Here is a 16,871-nt window from a genome sequence, read left to right on the forward strand (position 1 = left end):
CCGAGGATTTCATCCACGCGGGCTACCCGGTCGATGCGCAGGCGATCCTGCTGTGCGAACTCGACGGCAGCGCGAGCGATGTCGAAGAGGACGCCGAACGCGTCGCCGCGCTGCTGCGCGAGGCCGGCGCCTCGGAGATCCGCGTCGCGCGCGACGAAGCCGAGCGCCAGCGTTTCTGGGCCGGCCGCAAGAACGCGTTCCCGGCGGTCGGCCGCATGTCGCCCGACTACTACTGCATGGACGGCACGATTCCGCGCCGCGAACTGCCGCGCGTGCTCGAAGGCATCGCCGCGCTGTCGGCCGAATACGCACTGCCGGTCGCGAACGTGTTCCACGCGGGCGACGGCAACATGCACCCGTTGATCCTGTTCGATGCGAACCGTCCCGGCGAGCTCGACCGCGCGGAAGCGCTCGGCGGCAAGATCCTCGAGCTGTGCGTCGCGGTGGGCGGCAGCATCACCGGCGAACACGGCGTCGGGCGCGAGAAGATCAACCAGATGTGCGTGCAGTTCAACGCCGACGAAATCACGTTCTTCCACGCGGTGAAGGCCGCGTTCGATCCACAGGGCCTGCTCAATCCCGGCAAGAACATCCCGACGCTGCATCGCTGTGCCGAATTCGGTGCGATGCACGTCCATCACGGCAAGCTGCCGTTTCCCGAACTGGAGCGCTTCTGATGCGACGCGACATCGAATCGATCGACGACAGCGCGGCACTCGTCGCACAGGTCGACGCCGCCATCCACGATCGCCAGCCGCTGCACATTCGCGGCGCCGGCACGAAGGCCTTCGTCGGCCGCGCCGTCGAAGGCCGCGCGCTCGACATGCGCACGCACCGCGGCATCGTCGCGTACGACCCGACCGAACTCGTCATCACCGCGCGCGCGGGCACGCCGCTCGCCGAACTCGAAGCGATGCTCGACACGGCCGGCCAGATGCTGCCGTGCGAGCCGCCGTCGTTCGGCGGCGCGGCGACGGTCGGCGGGATGTTCGCGGCCGGGCTGTCGGGGCCGCGCCGCCCGTGGGCGGGCGCGGTGCGCGATTTCGTGCTCGGTTGCCGCGTAATCACCGGCCACGCAAAGCACCTGCGCTTCGGCGGCGAGGTGATGAAGAACGTCGCGGGCTACGACGTGTCGCGGCTGCTCGCCGGCAGTTTCGGTTGTCTCGGCGTCGTGACCGAGGTGTCGCTGAAGGTGCTGCCGAAACCCCGCTCGACCGGCGATCTCGCGTTACCGGTCACGGCGGCCGAAGCCGTGCAACGCGTCGCCGGATGGCGGCGCACCGGGCTGCCGCTGGCCGGCGCCTGCCACGCGGACGGCGTGCTGCGCGTGCGGATCGAAGGCGGCGAGGGCTCGGTGAAGGCCGCGCGCGACACGATCGGCGGCGAGCGGATGGACGATCGCGACGACGGGTTCTGGGCGCGGCTGCGCGAGCTGTCGCTGCCGTTCTTCGACGATCCGCGCCCGCTGTGGCGCGTGTCGGTACCTGCCGCCGCGCCACTCGACGCACTGCCCGGCGCGCTGCTGGTCGACTGGGGCGGCGCGCAGCGCTGGCTGAAGAGCGATGCCGCGCCGGCCGAGGTGCAGCGGTTCGCCGCGCAGTGGGGCGGCCACGCGACCTGCTTCACGCCGGGCGTCACACCCGAGCCGTTCCAGCCGCTGCCGGCCGCGCTGTTGCGCGTGCATCGGCAGTTGAAGACCCGGCTCGACCCGCATGCGATCTTCAATCCCGGCCGCCTGTACGCGGACGTCTGACGCCACCCGATTCCGAACCGCCGATGCAAACCAATCTCAGCGAAGCAAGCAAGGCCCTCGACCGGGCCGACGAAGCGGAAGCGATCCTGCGCGCATGCGTGCACTGCGGCTTCTGCAATGCGACCTGCCCGACCTACCAGGTGCTCGGCAACGAGCTCGACGGGCCGCGCGGACGCATCTACCTGATCAAGCAGATGCTCGAAGGCGAGCCGTGCGGCGAACGCACGCAGCAGCATCTCGACCGCTGCCTGACCTGCCGCAACTGCGAAACGACGTGCCCGTCCGGCGTGCGCTATCACACGCTGCTCGACATCGGCCGCGCGGAAGCGGAAAAGCGCGCACGCCGCCCTGCGCGCGAGCGCCTGCTGCGCGCGGGCCTGCGCCACGTCGTGCCGAGGCCGGCCACCTTCGCCGCGCTGCTGAAGGCCGGCCGCGCGCTGCGCCCGCTGCTGCCGGGCACGCTGCAGGACAAGATCCCGGCCGCCGCTCCCGCCGCCACGCCACGCCCGCCGGTGCGTCATGCGCGGCGCGTGCTGATGCTGGAAGGCTGCGTGCAGCCTTCGCTGTCGCCGAACACCAACGCGGCCGCCGCGCGCGTGCTCGACCGGCTCGGCATCAGCGTCACGCCGGCGCGCGAAGCCGGTTGCTGCGGCGCGACCGAATATCACCTGAACGCCCAGGACGCCGGCCTTGCCCGCGCACGCCGCAACATCGACGCGTGGTGGCCCGCGATCGAGGCGGGCGCGGAAGCGATCGTGCTGACGGCGAGCGGCTGCGGCGCGTTCGTGAAGGAATACGGCGACTTGCTGCGCGCCGACCCCGTCTATGCGGACAAGGCGCGGCGCGTCAGCGCGCTCGCACGCGACCTTGCGGAAGTGATCGCGGCAGAACCGCTCGATGCGCTGGCCGACGCCGCGCCGCGCCGCGTCGCGGTGCATTGCCCGTGCACGCTGCAGCACGCGCAGCGGCTCGGCGGCGCGGTGGAGCGCATCCTGACGCGGCTCGGCTTCGATCTGACGCATGTCGCCGACGGCCATCTGTGCTGCGGCTCGGCCGGCACCTATTCGCTCACGCAACCCGAACTCGCGACGAAACTGCGCGACAACAAGCTCGACGCGCTCGAAGCCGCACGGCCGGACCTGATTGTCACGGCCAATATCGGCTGCCAGACTCACCTGAACGGCGCGGGCCGCACGTCCGTGCGCCACTGGATCGAGCTCGTCGACAACCGACTCGTCAACTGACCGCTGATTCCGGAGGACTTCCATGAAAACGAAACCCGAACTCGAACTCGCCGACGTCGAACGCATGCTCGCGGCGGCCCGCGCGGAGGCCGAGCGCCACGGCTGGGCCGTGTCGATCGCCATCGTCGACGACGGCGGCCACCTGCTCGCGTTCGCGCGCCTGGACGGCGCATCGGCCGCCAGCACGTACATCGCGCAGGACAAGGCCCGCGCGGCGGCGCTCGGCCGTCGCGAGACGAAGGCGTATGAGGATATGATCAACGGTGGCCGCACGGCGTTTCTGAGCGTGCCGCTGACGGGGTTGCTCGAAGGCGGCGTGCCGGTCACGGTGGACGGCCGCATTGCGGGCGCGATCGGTGTGTCTGGCGTAAAGTCCGAGCAGGACGCGCAGATCGCCCGCGCCGGCACACAAAGCGTCGCGGGATAACCAGCCAGGCCACGCGCGCATTTTTCCCCGGGAGGAATCACGATGATCGACCAAGCAGGGCTGCAAGTCGCGCCAGCGCTCAGCCAGTTCATTGAAAACGAAGTGCTGCCGGGCACCGGCATCGACAAAGCCGCGTTCTGGAGCGGCTTTTCGGCCCTGGTGCACGACCTGGCGCCGCGCAACCGCGAACTGCTCGCGGAACGCGACCGCCTGCAACAGGAACTCGACGCGTGGCATCGCGCGCACCCCGGCCCGGTGCGCGACCATGCCGCGTATCGCGCGTTCCTCGAAAAGATCGGCTACCTCGTGCCGGCCCCGTCGAACGTCGCGGCAGCCACCGCGAACGTCGACAGCGAGATCGCCACGCAAGCCGGCCCGCAACTCGTCGTGCCGCTGTCGAACGCGCGCTATGCGCTGAACGCCGCGAACGCCCGCTGGGGCAGCCTGTACGACGCGCTGTACGGCACCGATGCGCTGCCCGAAGACGGCGGCGCCGAACGCACGTCGGCCTACAACCCGACGCGCGGCCAGCGCGTGATCGACTACGCGCGCAACGTGCTCGACAACGCGGCGCCGCTCGCGAGCGGCTCGCACCGCGACGCGCTGCGCTACCGCGTGCAGGACGGCCAGCTCGCCGTCGAAACGGGCAAGGGCGTCACGCACCTTGCTCAGCCGGCGCAGTTCGTCGGCTACCAGGGCGCGGCCGATGCGCCGTCCGCGATCCTGCTGAAGCACAATGGCCTGCACCTCGAGATCCAGATCGACGCATCGACCCCCATCGGTCGCGCCGATCTCGCGAACGTGAAGGACGTCGTGCTCGAAGCCGCGGTCAGCACGATCATCGACTGCGAGGATTCCGTCGCGGCCGTCGACGCCGACGACAAGGTCCAGCTCTACCGCAACTGGCTCGGGCTGATGCAGGGCACGCTCGTCGAGGAAGTCGCGAAGGGCGGCAAGACCTTCACGCGCCGCCTGAATGCCGATCGCGAATACACGACGCCGGCCGGCGGCAAACTGTCGCTGCACGGCCGCTCGCTGCTGTTCGTGCGCAACGTCGGCCACCTGATGACGATCGGCGCGGTGCTCGACCGCGACGGCAACGAGATTCCGGAAGGGATCCTCGACGGCGTCGTCACCACGCTGTGCGCGCTACATGACCTGAAGGCCAAGCGCAACTCGCGCACCGGCTCGATCTACATCGTGAAGCCGAAGATGCACGGCCCGGCCGAAGTCGCGTTCGCCGACACGCTGTTCGCGCGCATCGAGGATCTCTACGGCCTGCCGCGCAACACGCTGAAGATGGGCATCATGGACGAGGAGCGCCGCACCAGCGTGAACCTCGCCGCGTGTATCGCCGCGGCCGCCGCGCGTGTCGCGTTCATCAACACCGGCTTCCTCGACCGCACCGGCGACGAGATGCACACCGCGATGGAAGCGGGCCCGATGATCCGCAAGGGCGACATGAAGTCGTCGGCGTGGATCCAGTCGTACGAGCGCAACAACGTGCTGGCAGGCCTGTCGGCCGGCCTGCGCGGCCGCGCGCAGATCGGCAAGGGCATGTGGGCGATGCCGGACCTGATGCACGCGATGCTCGAGCAGAAGATCGCGCATCCGCGCGCCGGCGCGAACACCGCGTGGGTGCCGTCGCCGACCGCCGCGACGCTGCATGCGCTGCACTACCACCTGGTCGACGTGCAGGCCGTCCAGCAGGAACTCGAGAAGACGCCGTACTCGAGCGAGCGCGACGCGCTGCTCGAAGGGCTGCTGACCGTGCCGGTCGTCGAGCGCGCCGCATGGAGCGAAAGCGAGATCCTGAGCGAGGTCGAGAACAACGCGCAGGGCATCCTCGGCTACGTCGTGCGCTGGGTCGAACAGGGCGTCGGCTGCTCGAAGGTACCCGACATCCATGACGTCGGCCTGATGGAAGACCGCGCGACGCTGCGCATCTCCAGCCAGCACATCGCGAACTGGCTGCGTCATGGCGTGATCACCGAGGCATTCGTGCTCGACGTGTTCAAGCGGATGGCGCGCGTCGTCGACCAGCAGAACGCGGGCGATCCGAACTATCGCCCGATGGCGCCCGGCTACGACCAGTCGACCGCGTTCAAGGCCGCGTGCGCGCTGGCGCTGCAGGGCACGTCGCAGCCGAGCGGCTATACCGAGCCGCTGCTGCATCGGTTCCGGCTCGCGTTCAAGGCGCAACAGCACGGCGGTTAAGCCCGTGCATGCGGGATTTCCCGCATGCGGGTTTCACGAAACGGGCGGCCGTCACGGCCGCCCGTTTTTCATATCCGGCTCATGCAATCGCTGAAACGGATAATCGGTACGTATCGCACGACTTCGCCGTCCGGGTTCATCAGGGTTAAAACGTGAAAATCGGCCGGCGGGCCGCGCGCACCACGCCCGCAATGGCACCGGCCCTTGCGCTGCAACGCTTCGCGGGTTATCCGCAAGTATCGGACCGCGTGATAATTTGATCCGGATCAACGAGTCGCAACATTTTCCGCGCGCGCGAATACGCGCGCTATACTCGGACCAATTCGCGCCGCCCGGTTTCGTCGTATCGTCGAATCGCGGCAGATGCAGCCGATGAATAGGTGATTGAATGGTTTATCCAGCCCGCAATTACCGATAATCCGCGCGCGCTTTCCCGGTCGGTCGGACGAAATCCGCACGAAGCGCCGCGTACAGGATCGCCGCCAGCGAATCATACGAACAATCGCATTGGCCCGCCGCCCGGCGACGATGCCCCTCGATCCACGGACCATGGCAGAAACCGACTACGCAATGCCCGGCGAATCCGGCCTGTCGGGCCGTACCGCCGCTCGGCTACGCCGGCTCCTGCTGCCGCACCTGATCTTCTATTCCGGATTGCTGATCGCGCTGCTGCTCCTGCTGCTGTGCGGTATCGTGCTGTACGAGGGCCGCATCGACGCACTCGACCGCGCGCGCACCACGCAGCAGAACATCGCGCTGATGGCGTCCTGGGACATCGAGCGCAACATCGAGCTCTATTCGCTGTCGCTGGACGCGGTCGTCGAAGGCGAGAACGACCCCGAGGTCGTGCGCCTGCCGATGGCGATGCGCCGCCAGGTTCTGTTCGACCGAGCGACGACGGCCAAATATCTCGGCGGCATCTATGTGCTGAATGCGCAGGGCGACATCTCGGTCGACGGCAAGAGCAACGTGCCGCGCAAGGCCAACTTCGCCAACGAGCCGTACTTCGCCGTGCATCGCGACCACCCGGACGTCGGCCTGTACGTCAGCGATCCGTATCATTCGCGGCTGCGCGGCGGCTCGCCGAGCATCGCGCTCAGCCGCCGGATCACGCGGCCCGACGGGTCGTTCGGCGGCGTCGCCGTCATGTCGATCCGGCTCGAATATTTCCAGAACCTGTTCTCGCGCCTGACGCTCGGCGATCGCGGCTCCGTCGCGCTGATCAATACGGACGGCCTGATGCTGGCGCGCCAGCCGTACGATCCGACGATCGTCGGCCGCGACATCAAGCGCGCCAGCACGTTCCGGCATTTCATGACCGCCAGCGAGGGCAGTTTCCTCGACACCGCATCGATCGACGGCGTGCAGCGCATGTACGTGTTCCGGCACCTCGATCACCTGCCGCTGATCATCATGGTCGCGCGCTCGGAAGCCGACATCTTCGCCGCATGGTACGACCGCGCCATCCCGATCGGCTCCGCGATGGCCGTGCTCGCGCTCGGCTTCGTCGGCCTGTCGCTGCTGCTCGACGTGCAGTTGCGCAAGCGTCACCGCGCGGAAACCGAGCTGCAGGCGCTCGCGCGCACCGACGGCCTGACCGGGCTCGACAACCGCCGGATGCTCGATGTCACGCTCGCGCGCGAATGGCGCCGCGCCGCGCGCTCGCAGCACGCGCTGTCGCTGCTGTTCGTCGACGTCGATCACTTCAAGCGCTACAACGATACGCAGGGCCACCAGGCCGGCGACGACGCGCTGTCGGCGGTCGGCCGCTGCATCGCCGGATGCCTGCGCCGGCCGGCCGACTATGCGGCCCGCTACGGCGGCGAGGAGTTCGTCGTGGTGCTGCCCGACGTCGACACGAACGGCGCCGTGTCGATCGCCGAGACGATCCGCACGGGCATTCTCGATCTCGGCATCCGGCACGATGCGGATACGTCCGGCCGCCTGACCGCGAGCATCGGGGTGACGACCTGCTATCCGGAACGCGACGACAGCATCCAGGCCGCGCTGAAGCTCGCCGACGACGCGCTGTACCGCGCGAAGGAGCGCGGACGCAATCGGATCGTCGTGCAGAACGCCGCGAGCGCCGAACCCGAGTCGCGCCGGGCCTGAGCGCCGGGCCTGAGCGCGGATCGATCTGCCACGGGCCGCAGCCGTCCGCCCGCGAAATCGCCGACAATGTCGGCTCGCCGCGCCGTTCGCGCGGCGCCCGCCCGCCGGATCGCGCCCGCCACACCACCCATGAGACTCAAGGCAAAGATCTTCCTTCTGGCCATCGTGCCGTTCCTGCTCGCGATCGCCGGCATCGGTTTCGGCGTGCGCCAGCAGGCGACGTCGCTCGCGCGCACGCAGCACGCGACGATTCAGGCCGCGTACCTGTCGAGCAAGGAAGTCGAGCTCAAGCACTACGTCGAACTCGCGACCAGCGCGATCATGCCGCTCTACGCCGCGAGCGGCCGCAACGCGCGCGACGACGGGATGCTGCGCACGCAGGCGCTCGCGATGCTGCAGAAGATGGATTTCGGCCCCGACGGCTATTTCTTCGTGTACGACCTGCACGGCAATTCGCTGATGCATCCGCGCGAGCCCGAGCGCGTCGGTCACAACTTCTGGTCGATGCGCGATCCGCACGGCGCGCTGACGATCCAGCAACTGATCGGCGCCGCCTCGCACGGCGGCGGCTTCGTACGCTACACGTGGCAGCGGCCGTCCACGGGCAGGGCCGCGCCGAAGCTCGGCTATGTCGTCGCGCTCGAACGCTGGGGCTGGATGATCGGCACCGGCATCTATCTCGACGACGTCGACACCGCGCTGCAGCGCATCGACGCGCGCGCGTCCGCGAACATCGAGCGCACGATGAGCTGGCTCACCGCGATCGCGCTGACCGGCGCCGCGGCGATCGCGGTGTGCGCGCTGGTGCTCAACGTCAGCGAGTCGCGCAGCGCCGATGCGAAGCTCAAGCAGCTCGCGCAGCGCGTCGTCGAGTCGCAGGAGCAGGAGCGCGAGCGGCTCTCGCGCGAGCTGCATGACGGGATCAGCCAGATGATGGTGTCCGCTAAGCTGATGCTCGAGTCCGCGCTCGCGCGCTTCGAGCGCGGCGCGACGCGCATGCCCGAAGCCGAGCAGGCGCTCGCGTCGGGCGTCGGGCGGCTCGGCGACACGCTGCGCGAAGTGCGGCGCATCTCGCATGCGCTGCGTCCGGCGATGCTCGACGATCTCGGTCTCGCCGCCGCGCTCGAACAGCTCGTGCGCGAGCTCGGCGCCGAAAGCGGCATCGATATCGGCTATACGCAGGTTGCGCACAGCGGCGCGCGGCCGTTGCCTGCCGCCGTCAACACGGCGCTGTTCCGGATCGCGCAGGAAGCGCTCAGCAATATCGTGCATCATGCGCAGGCGTCGCGCGCGGCCGTCACGCTCGACGTCGGCGCGCAGTCCGTCACGCTGACCATCGCCGACAACGGCTGCGGCTTCGACGCCGAACGGTCGCAGACCGATGCGCGCCGCGGCATCGGCCTGCGCAACATGCGCGAGCGCCTCGATGCGCTCGGCGGCATGCTGACGATCACGTCGCAGGTCGGCCACACCGTCGTGGCCGCGCGCGTGCCGCTGCGCGCCGCCTGACGACGCGCCCCATCACCGGAGACCTTTGCCCATGAGCGCCCCCGACACCGCCCGGCCCGCCGCCCGCCTGCTGCTCGTCGACGACCACCCGCTGGTGCGCGACGGCTTGCGGATGCGACTCGAAGCGGCCGATCTGTCCGTGGTCGGCGAGGCCGGCAACGCCGACGAAGCGCTCGCGCTCGCCGCGTCGCTCGAACCCGATCTCACGCTGATGGACGTCGGGATGAACGGCATGAACGGCATCACGCTCGCCGGCGTGTTTCACGAGCGCTTTCCCGGAATTCGCGTGCTGATGCTGTCGATGCACGACAACATCGAATACGTGACGCAGGCCGTGCGCGCCGGCGCGAGCGGTTACCTGCTGAAGGATTCGCCCGCGGGCGAGATCGTGCGCGCGATCGGCGCGGTGCTGGCCGGGCAGACGTTCTTCAGCGAAGGGCTCGCCGCGCGGATGATCCAGGCGAGCGCGGCCGCGTCACCGCTCGACCGGCTGACGCCGCGTGAACGCGACATCCTCGACGCGCTGGCCGAGGGCTTGTCGAGCAAGCAGATCGCGCAGCAAACGGGGCTGTCGGTGCGCACGGTCGAGACGCACCGGCTCAACCTGAAGCGCAAGCTCGAGATCGAAGGGCAGGCGGAACTGATCAAGTTCGCGGTCGAGCATCGGCGGCGGTAGGGCGGTACGGCAGCATCATTCCGGCCGCGAAGCCGCCACGCGCGATGCCTGCCCGTGCGCCGGCCGCTTCCGTTTTTCACGCCGCAGCACCAGCATCACCGCAATCGCAATGCTGAGGACCCCGGAACATCCGGTTGCGACCGAGAACCCGTGCGACATCGCGTCCCGATATGCGCCAAGCATTTCCGTCCGCCCCGCCGCAAACACATGCTCCGTCACCGCCTGCCGCGCCAGCGTACCGGCTTCGGCATGACCGGCCGCCTGCATCGCCGCCGTCATCCTGTGCACCGCGCCGACGCTCATCAGGCTGCCGAGCACCGCAATCCCCATGCTCATCCCGGTCTGCCGCAGCGCGTTCATCGTCGCCGAAGCCATGCCCGCGCGTTCGGCCGGTGCAAGATCCATCACGGTCATCCCCGTTGCCGGCACCGCGAGCCCCATGCCGATGCCCAGCAGCGCCAGCGCGAAGCCGACCGGCACGTAAGGCGTGCCCGTACCCAACCCGGCCATCGCCACGAGCACGATTCCGGTCAACCCATATCCGGCTGCCATCAGCCGATGCAGCGGCACGCGCGCCGCGATACGCCCGAACAGCATCGACGTGATCGCCGTCATCACGAACTGCGGCATCAGTTGCCAGCCGGCTTCGGCCGGCCCGCGCCCCTGCGCCTGCTGCAGGAACAGCGACAGAAAAAACAGGCTGCTGTACCCGGAAAAGCCGAGCACGAACGATGCGAGATTGGCCCGCACCAGCCGCCGGTCGCGAAACAGCCACATGGGCAACAGCGGCCGCGCAACACGCATTTCGATGCGAACGAACGCGACGAGCGCCAGCGCCGCGCCCGCGAGCGGCGCGAGCACCTTCGTGTGCGACACGCCGGCCTCGCCGATGCCGATCAGCCCGTAGGTCAGCAGGCCGAGCCAGATCACGCTCAGCGCCTGTCCGAGCGGATCGAATGCCGCATGCTCGGGATGCCTGCGCTCCGGGATGCCCCACGCGCCGAGCAGCACCGCGCCGATGCCGATCGGCACGTTGACGAGGAAGATGTTCTGCCAGCCGCCGTGCTCGACCAGCAGGCCGCCCAGCAGCGGCCCGAGAATCAGCGCGAGCGCGCTGAACGCGGACCAACCGCCGATCACGCGAGCCCGCTCGCGTGCGTCCGGAAATGCACGCGTGAGGATAGGCATCGCGCCGGGAATCAGCAGCGCACCCGCGATCCCCTGGATCGCCCGCCCGACGAGCAGCGGTTCGAGCCGGCTCGCACACGCACAAACCACCGACCCCGCCGTGAACAGGACCACGCTGCCGAGCCACACGCGCTTGTGCCCGTAGCGGTCGCCGAGCGGCCCCGCGGACAGCATGAACGCCGATAGCGCCAGCGCATACGCGTTCACGACCCACTGGAGGCCGCCGATGTCGGTGTCGAGCGCGGTCTGCAGCGTCGGCAGCGCAACGTTGACGATGCTGACGTCGAGCGTGGCAAGAAACGTCCCCAGGCAAGCAGCCAGGACAAGGGCGGCGCGGCGAGAGCGAGGCATGGCGGTCTGCCCGCAATGGGCACAATGATGAGAATGGTTCTCATCTTATATTCCGACTGACCGTCGGTCAATGGATTGAATTGGCTGCGCCCGAGTCGCTGCCCTAAACTGCGGGCTTTGCATGAACGGGCGTTGAGCCACGCGATGACGGACAGGACCAGCACCACGACGACAAAAGACGATGCCCCGGCGGGCAAGACGCCGCGCACGAAGCCGGCGGAAGTCCGCCTCGAGGAGTTGATGGCCGCGGCCGAAACGCTGTTCCTCGCGCAAGGCGTCGACGCGACGACCATCAGCGAGATCGTCGAGCATGCGCAGGTCGCGAAAGGGACGTTCTATCACTACTTCGAATCGAAGTCCGACATGCTGGCCGCGCTCGCGCAGCGCTATACGGCATCGTTCCTCGAGCGGCTGCGGCAAGCGGTGGACGCGTGCGCGGAAGGCGACTGGCTCGGTCGTCTGCGCGCGTGGATCCGCACCAATATCGAGACGTACGCGGCGACCTACCGCATCCACGACATCGTCTACGCGAACCATCACCATCACGATCGCACGAATGCCGACCGGAACGCGATCGTCGAACAGTTGCGCGCGATTCTCGAAGGCGGCGCACAGGCCGGCGCATGGCGGCTCGCGCATCCGACGGTCACCGCGCTGCTGATCTACGCGGGCGTGCACGGTGCGACCGATCACATCATCGCGGCGCCGGACACCAATCGCGCAACGTTCGTCGAAGCCGTCGTCGCGGACTGCCTGCGAATGCTCGGCATCGACGCATAGCGCGCGGCACGGCCGACGGGCCGCGAGCCCGCAACGAAAAAGGGCGCCCCGGGGCGCCCTTCGTGCATGAACCACGGACCGCTCGACGGCGCTCAGTTCGTCCGCGAGTTGTGCTTCTGCAGAAACGCGATCAGCCCGTCGATGCCGCCCGACGCGAGCTGGCTCTTGAACTGGCCCTGGTAGACCTGGATCAGCCACGCACCCGACATGTCGATGTCGTAGATCTTCCAGTCGTTGCCGACCTTGCCGAGCCGGTAGCCGACCGACTGGCTGTCGCCCGGCGTCGCCACCGTCGACTGCACCAGCGCATCGGCGCCCGATGCGCCGCCTGCCTTGAAGGAGAACTTCGCGTCCTGGCTGCCGAGCTGCGCGAGCGACGCGGCATAGGTGCGCGTCATCAGCAGCTTGAACTGCTTGTACAGCTCCTGCTGCTGTTGCGGCGTCGCCTGTTTCCATGCGTCGCCCACCGCGATGCGGGTCGTGCGCTCGAAATTGGTCGCCGGCAGGAAGCGCTGCTCGACGACTTGCGTGACCTTCGCCATGTCGCCGCCGCGCGCGGACGGATCGGCCTTCATCGCGTTGACGGTGCCTTCGACCGCATTGCGGACGACGTCGACCGGCGCGCTCTGCGCGAGAGCGGAAACCGACACAGCGGCCGCCGCGACAAAAGCAAACAGATGACGTTTCATACGGATATCGCACTCGATGAGAAAAAACGGCCGGCGGATTGCAGCGATTGCATCGGCCGGTGGGTCGAAGTATAGCGGCCCCGCCGCCGGCCTGCCGTGCAGTGACCGACTGTTACCTTTGAGCCCCTTTTGTCACAGGGCCCGCCGCAACGCGATCCCGGCCGATTATGTAAATATCCCCATATGAATCGCCGGCCCGTCCGCACCGATTCCTGCGCCGCGGAGCAAATATCCTTCCCGCCCCATCACGCTCCAACGTCGCGACCGACGTCACGTTGCGCCGGTATACTCGTTCCTTTGTCCTTCCCAGCCCCACCGCACCGCCACATGGTGACCTCTCTCATCGTCCGACTCGTTGCATGGTCGGTACGTCGGCCCGTCTGGGTCGTCGTGCTGTCGTTCATCATCGCCGCCTTCAGCGGCGTCTATGTCGCGCAGCACTTCAAGATCAATACCGACATCAGCAAGCTCGTCGATGCCGAGCCGCAATGGGCCGCGCTCGGCCAGGCCGTCGACAAGGCGTTCCCGCAACGCAACGGCACGATCCTCGCGGTAGTCGAGGCGCCCGCGCCCGAGTTCGCGACGGCCGCCGCGCACGCACTCACCGACGCACTGCAGAAGCAGGCCGATGCCGGCCGCATCGGTCAGGTCGCCGAACCGGGCGGCGGCCCGTTCTTCGAGCACAACGGGCTGCTGTTCCTGTCGCAGCAGGACGTCTCGGATACGACGTCGCAGCTCGCGAGCGCGCGTCCGCTCGTCAACGAACTCGCGAAGAACCCGAGCCTGACCGGCCTGGCGACCACGCTGTCCACCACGCTCGGCCAGCCGCTGCTGACCGGCCAGGTGAAGCTGCCGGCGATGGCCAGGCTGCTCGCGCGCAGCGCGGCCACGGTCGATGACGTGCTGGCCGGCAAGCCGGCCGCGTTCTCGTGGCGCGCGCTGGTCGACAGCGATGCCGCGCGGCAACCGGCGCGCGCATTCGTCACCGTGCAGCCAGTGGTCAACTACGGCGCGCTGAAGGCCGGCGCCGAAACGACCCAGGTGATCCGCGACACCGCAACATCGCTCGGCCTCGAGCAACGCTACGGCGCGGTCGTGCGCCTGACCGGCGAACAGCCGCTCGCCGACGACGAATTCGCGTCGGTGGAAGACGGCGCCGCGCTCAATGGCGCGCTCACGCTGCTCGTCGTGCTCGGCATCCTGTGGCTCGCGCTGCGCTCGAAGCGGATGATCGGCTCGGTGCTCGTCACGCTGTTCGTCGGCCTCGTCGTGACCGCCGCGCTCGGCCTCGCGATGGTCGGCTCGCTGAACATGATCTCGGTCGCGTTCATGGTGCTGTTCGTCGGCCTCGGCGTCGACTTCTCGATCCAGTACGGCGTGAAATACCGCGAGGAACGCTTCCGCGATCCGCGCATCGACCACGCGCTGATCGGCGCCGCGCACTCGATGGGCATGCCGCTCGCACTCGCCACCGCGGCGGTCGCGGCGAGCTTCTTCTCGTTCATCCCCACGGCCTATCGCGGCGTGTCGGAGCTCGGGCTGATCGCGGGCGTCGGGATGTTCGTCGCCCTGCTGACCACGCTCACGCTGCTGCCCGCGCTGCTGCGCCTGTTCGCGCCGCCGGGCGAATCGAAGACGCCGGGCTTTCCGTGGCTCGCGCCCGTCGACGATTTCCTCGATCGCCATCGCAAGCCGATCCTGATCGGCACGCTCGCGGTCGTGATCGGCGCGCTGCCGCTGCTCGCCTTCCTGCATTTCGACTTCAACCCGCTGCACCTGAAAGATCCGCACAGCGAATCGATGGCGACGCTGCTCGCGCTGAAGGATTCGCCCGAAGCAGCCGTCAACGACGTCACGCTGCTCGCGCCGTCGCTCGCCGATGCCGACGCGGCCGCGAAGCGTCTCGATGCGCTGCCGGAAGTCGGCCGCACGACGACGCTGTCGACCTTCATCCCGCCGGACCAGCCGGCCAAGCGCGCCGCGATCGCCGCGGCCGCGAGCGACCTGCTGCCCGCACTGACGCAACCCGCCGCGCCGCCTGCAACGGACGCGCAGCGTGTCGCAGCGCTCAAGCGCGTGTCGGACCTGCTGAGCTATGCGGCGGAAGATCATCCGGGCCCGGGCGCCGCCGCCGCGCAACACCTGTCGGGCTCGCTCGCGAAGCTCGCCGCCGCCGACAGCGCGACGCGCGACCGCGCCGAACGCGCGTTCTCCGACACGCTGCGCATCGCGCTGAACCAGCTCGCGACGCTGCTGCAACCGCAGGACGTCACGCGCGATTCGCTGCCGCCGCAGCTCGTGCGCGACTGGATCGCGCCGGACGGCCACGCGCTCGTGCAGATTTCGCCGAAGGTGCCCAAGGGCGTCGACCCGAACGACGACACGATGCTGCGCCGCTTCGCAAAGGCGGTGAAGGCAGCGGAGCCGGGCGCGATCGGCGGCCCGATCTCGATCCTGCATTCGGCCGACACGATCATCAACGCGTTCCTGCACGCGGCGCTGTGGTCGATCATTTCGATCACGATCCTGCTGTGGGTCACGCTGCGCCGTTTCGGCGACGTGCTGCGCACGCTGATACCGCTGCTCGTGTCGGGCCTCGTGACGCTCGAGATGTGCGTCGTGCTCGGCATGTCGCTCAACTTCGCGAACATCATCGCGCTGCCGCTGATGCTCGGCGTCGGCGTCGCGTTCAAGGTGTACTTCGTGATGGCATGGCGCGCGGGCCAGACGGGCCTGCTGCACTCGAGCCTCACGCACGCGGTGCTGTTCAGCGCCGCGACCACGGCAACCGCCTTCGGCAGCCTGTGGCTGTCGCATCATCCGGGTACGTCGAGCATGGGCAAGCTGCTCGCGCTCGCGCTGACCTGCACCCTGATCGGCGCCGTGGTGTTTCAGCCCGTCCTGATGGGCAAGCCGCGCGTCAAACGCGCCAAGAACCAATCGCAAGGAATCAATGAATAAGGTGCGAATCATTGCGGCGACCATCGCTGCCAGCGCAGTGCTGAGCGGCTGCGCGACGGGCCCGAACCGCAACCCCAACGACCCGCTCGAGCCGATGAACCGGGCGATGTACAAGTTCAACGACACGGTCGACACGAACATCGCCGTACCGATCGCGAAGGGCTACCAGAAGATCACCCCGACGCCGATGCGCACGGCGATCAGCAACTTCTTCTCGAACCTCGGCGATCTCGGCAACATGGCGAACAACCTGTTGCAGCTGCGCATTACCGATGCGACGCAGGATCTGATGCGCGTTGCGATGAACTCGCTGTTCGGCGTCGCCGGCCTGATCGACATCGCTACGCCGGCCGGGCTGCCGAAGCACCACCAGGATTTCGGGCTGACGATGGCGCGCTGGGGCGTGCCGTCCGGCCCGTACCTCGTGCTGCCCGTGTTCGGGCCGAGCACGATCCGCGACGGCGTCGGCCGTGCGGTGGACGTGCGCTTCAACCTGCTGAACTACATCGAACCGGCCGCGCGCAACCCGATGTACATCGCGCAGTTCATCAGCGCGCGTTCGGACCTGCTCGGCGCGACCGACCTGCTGAAGCAGGCGGCGCTCGATCCGTATTCGTTCGTCCGCGATGCCTACCTGCAGCAGCGCAAGTCGCTGACGTATCACAGCCAGTCGTCGGCGGCCGCGCTGCCGAACTACACCGAGCCGGGCGAATCGGGCGCGGCGCCGGCGGCCACGCCGGCCGTGCCGGGGCTGCCGAACTACGAGGATCCGGGCGAGCCGGGCGGCGCATCGGGCGCCGCGCCGGACTATGCGCCAGCCGCGCCGGGCTTGCCGCAGTACGACGATCCGGGTGCGGACAGCGCGGCGCCCGCGAGCGCACCTGCCGCGGCGTCTTCGGCTGCACCGGCCGGTGCGACGACGGCGCCCGCCCCCCACGGCCCGCCCACCGCCCCCCCACTGCCG

The 16,871-nt window shown here is 68.7% G+C and carries 13 protein-coding genes; 11 read left to right on the forward strand and 2 right to left on the reverse strand.

From position 1 onward, the window contains the following. The 8 genes from J7024_RS32840 to J7024_RS32875 form a co-directional block, all read left to right on the forward strand. Positions 1–677: FAD-linked oxidase C-terminal domain-containing protein (locus tag J7024_RS32840; protein ID WP_327796275.1), on the forward strand; the 677-nt coding region annotated here is incomplete at its 5' end. Next, positions 677–1,753, forward strand: a complete 1,077-nt coding sequence (glcE, locus tag J7024_RS32845) for a glycolate oxidase subunit GlcE (RefSeq protein WP_175750599.1) — start codon at positions 677–679, stop codon at positions 1,751–1,753. The genes J7024_RS32840 and glcE, both read left to right, overlap by 1 nt. Before the next feature lie 23 nt (positions 1,754–1,776). Then, a complete protein-coding gene (glcF, locus tag J7024_RS32850) occupies positions 1,777–2,997 on the forward strand; it encodes a glycolate oxidase subunit GlcF (RefSeq protein WP_124826771.1) in 1,221 nt (406 codons plus the stop codon). A 22-nt stretch (positions 2,998–3,019) separates the two neighbouring features. Beyond that, complete coding sequence (locus tag J7024_RS32855; RefSeq protein ID WP_098554363.1) at positions 3,020–3,424, forward strand: GlcG/HbpS family heme-binding protein; 405 nt, start codon at positions 3,020–3,022, stop codon at positions 3,422–3,424. A gap of 42 nt (positions 3,425–3,466) precedes the next feature. Continuing rightward, positions 3,467–5,641: a malate synthase G gene (locus J7024_RS32860; RefSeq protein ID WP_175750598.1), complete on the forward strand. Its 2,175-nt coding sequence runs from the start codon at positions 3,467–3,469 to the stop codon at positions 5,639–5,641. Between the two features lie 549 nt (positions 5,642–6,190). Then, on the forward strand, positions 6,191–7,753 hold the full coding sequence (locus J7024_RS32865; protein ID WP_124826773.1) for a sensor domain-containing diguanylate cyclase: 1,563 nt from the start codon (positions 6,191–6,193) through the stop codon (positions 7,751–7,753). Between the two features lie 129 nt (positions 7,754–7,882). Then, positions 7,883–9,262: a cache domain-containing protein gene (locus J7024_RS32870; protein ID WP_175750597.1), complete on the forward strand. Its 1,380-nt coding sequence runs from the start codon at positions 7,883–7,885 to the stop codon at positions 9,260–9,262. Between the two features lie 31 nt (positions 9,263–9,293). Beyond that, on the forward strand, positions 9,294–9,938 hold the full coding sequence (locus J7024_RS32875) for a response regulator (protein WP_124826775.1): 645 nt from the start codon (positions 9,294–9,296) through the stop codon (positions 9,936–9,938). 15 nt (positions 9,939–9,953) lie between these two features. Here the strand turns inward: J7024_RS32875 and J7024_RS32880 are convergent, their stop codons facing one another. Next, entirely contained in the window at positions 9,954–11,477 is a 1,524-nt protein-coding gene (locus J7024_RS32880) for an MFS transporter (protein WP_124826776.1), read from the reverse strand. Positions 11,478–11,621: 144 nt separating this feature from the next. Here J7024_RS32880 and J7024_RS32885 point away from each other — a divergent pair, with 144 nt between their 5' ends. Then, positions 11,622–12,257 carry a TetR/AcrR family transcriptional regulator gene (locus tag J7024_RS32885; RefSeq protein WP_175795811.1) on the forward strand — a complete coding sequence of 212 codons (636 nt, stop codon included), beginning with the start codon at positions 11,622–11,624 and terminating at the stop codon, positions 12,255–12,257. A 92-nt stretch (positions 12,258–12,349) separates the two neighbouring features. On the opposite strand, the gene J7024_RS32890 is transcribed toward J7024_RS32885, so the two are convergent. Beyond that, entirely contained in the window at positions 12,350–12,946 is a 597-nt protein-coding gene (locus tag J7024_RS32890; RefSeq protein ID WP_124826778.1) for an MlaC/ttg2D family ABC transporter substrate-binding protein, read from the reverse strand. Positions 12,947–13,273: 327 nt separating this feature from the next. On the opposite strand from J7024_RS32890, the gene J7024_RS32895 reads away from it, so the two are divergent. Together J7024_RS32895 and J7024_RS32900 are read left to right on the forward strand one after the other, a co-directional pair. Beyond that, positions 13,274–15,907, forward strand: a complete 2,634-nt coding sequence (locus J7024_RS32895) for an MMPL family transporter (RefSeq protein WP_175750595.1) — start codon at positions 13,274–13,276, stop codon at positions 15,905–15,907. Further along, on the forward strand, positions 15,900–16,871 hold a 972-nt coding region (locus tag J7024_RS32900; RefSeq protein WP_234745839.1), incomplete at its 3' end, for an MlaA family lipoprotein. The genes J7024_RS32895 and J7024_RS32900, both read left to right, overlap by 8 nt.

The sequence above is a fragment of the Burkholderia sp. WTPI3 genome, from assembly GCF_021483755.1.
GTDB lineage: Bacteria > Pseudomonadota > Gammaproteobacteria > Burkholderiales > Burkholderiaceae > Burkholderia.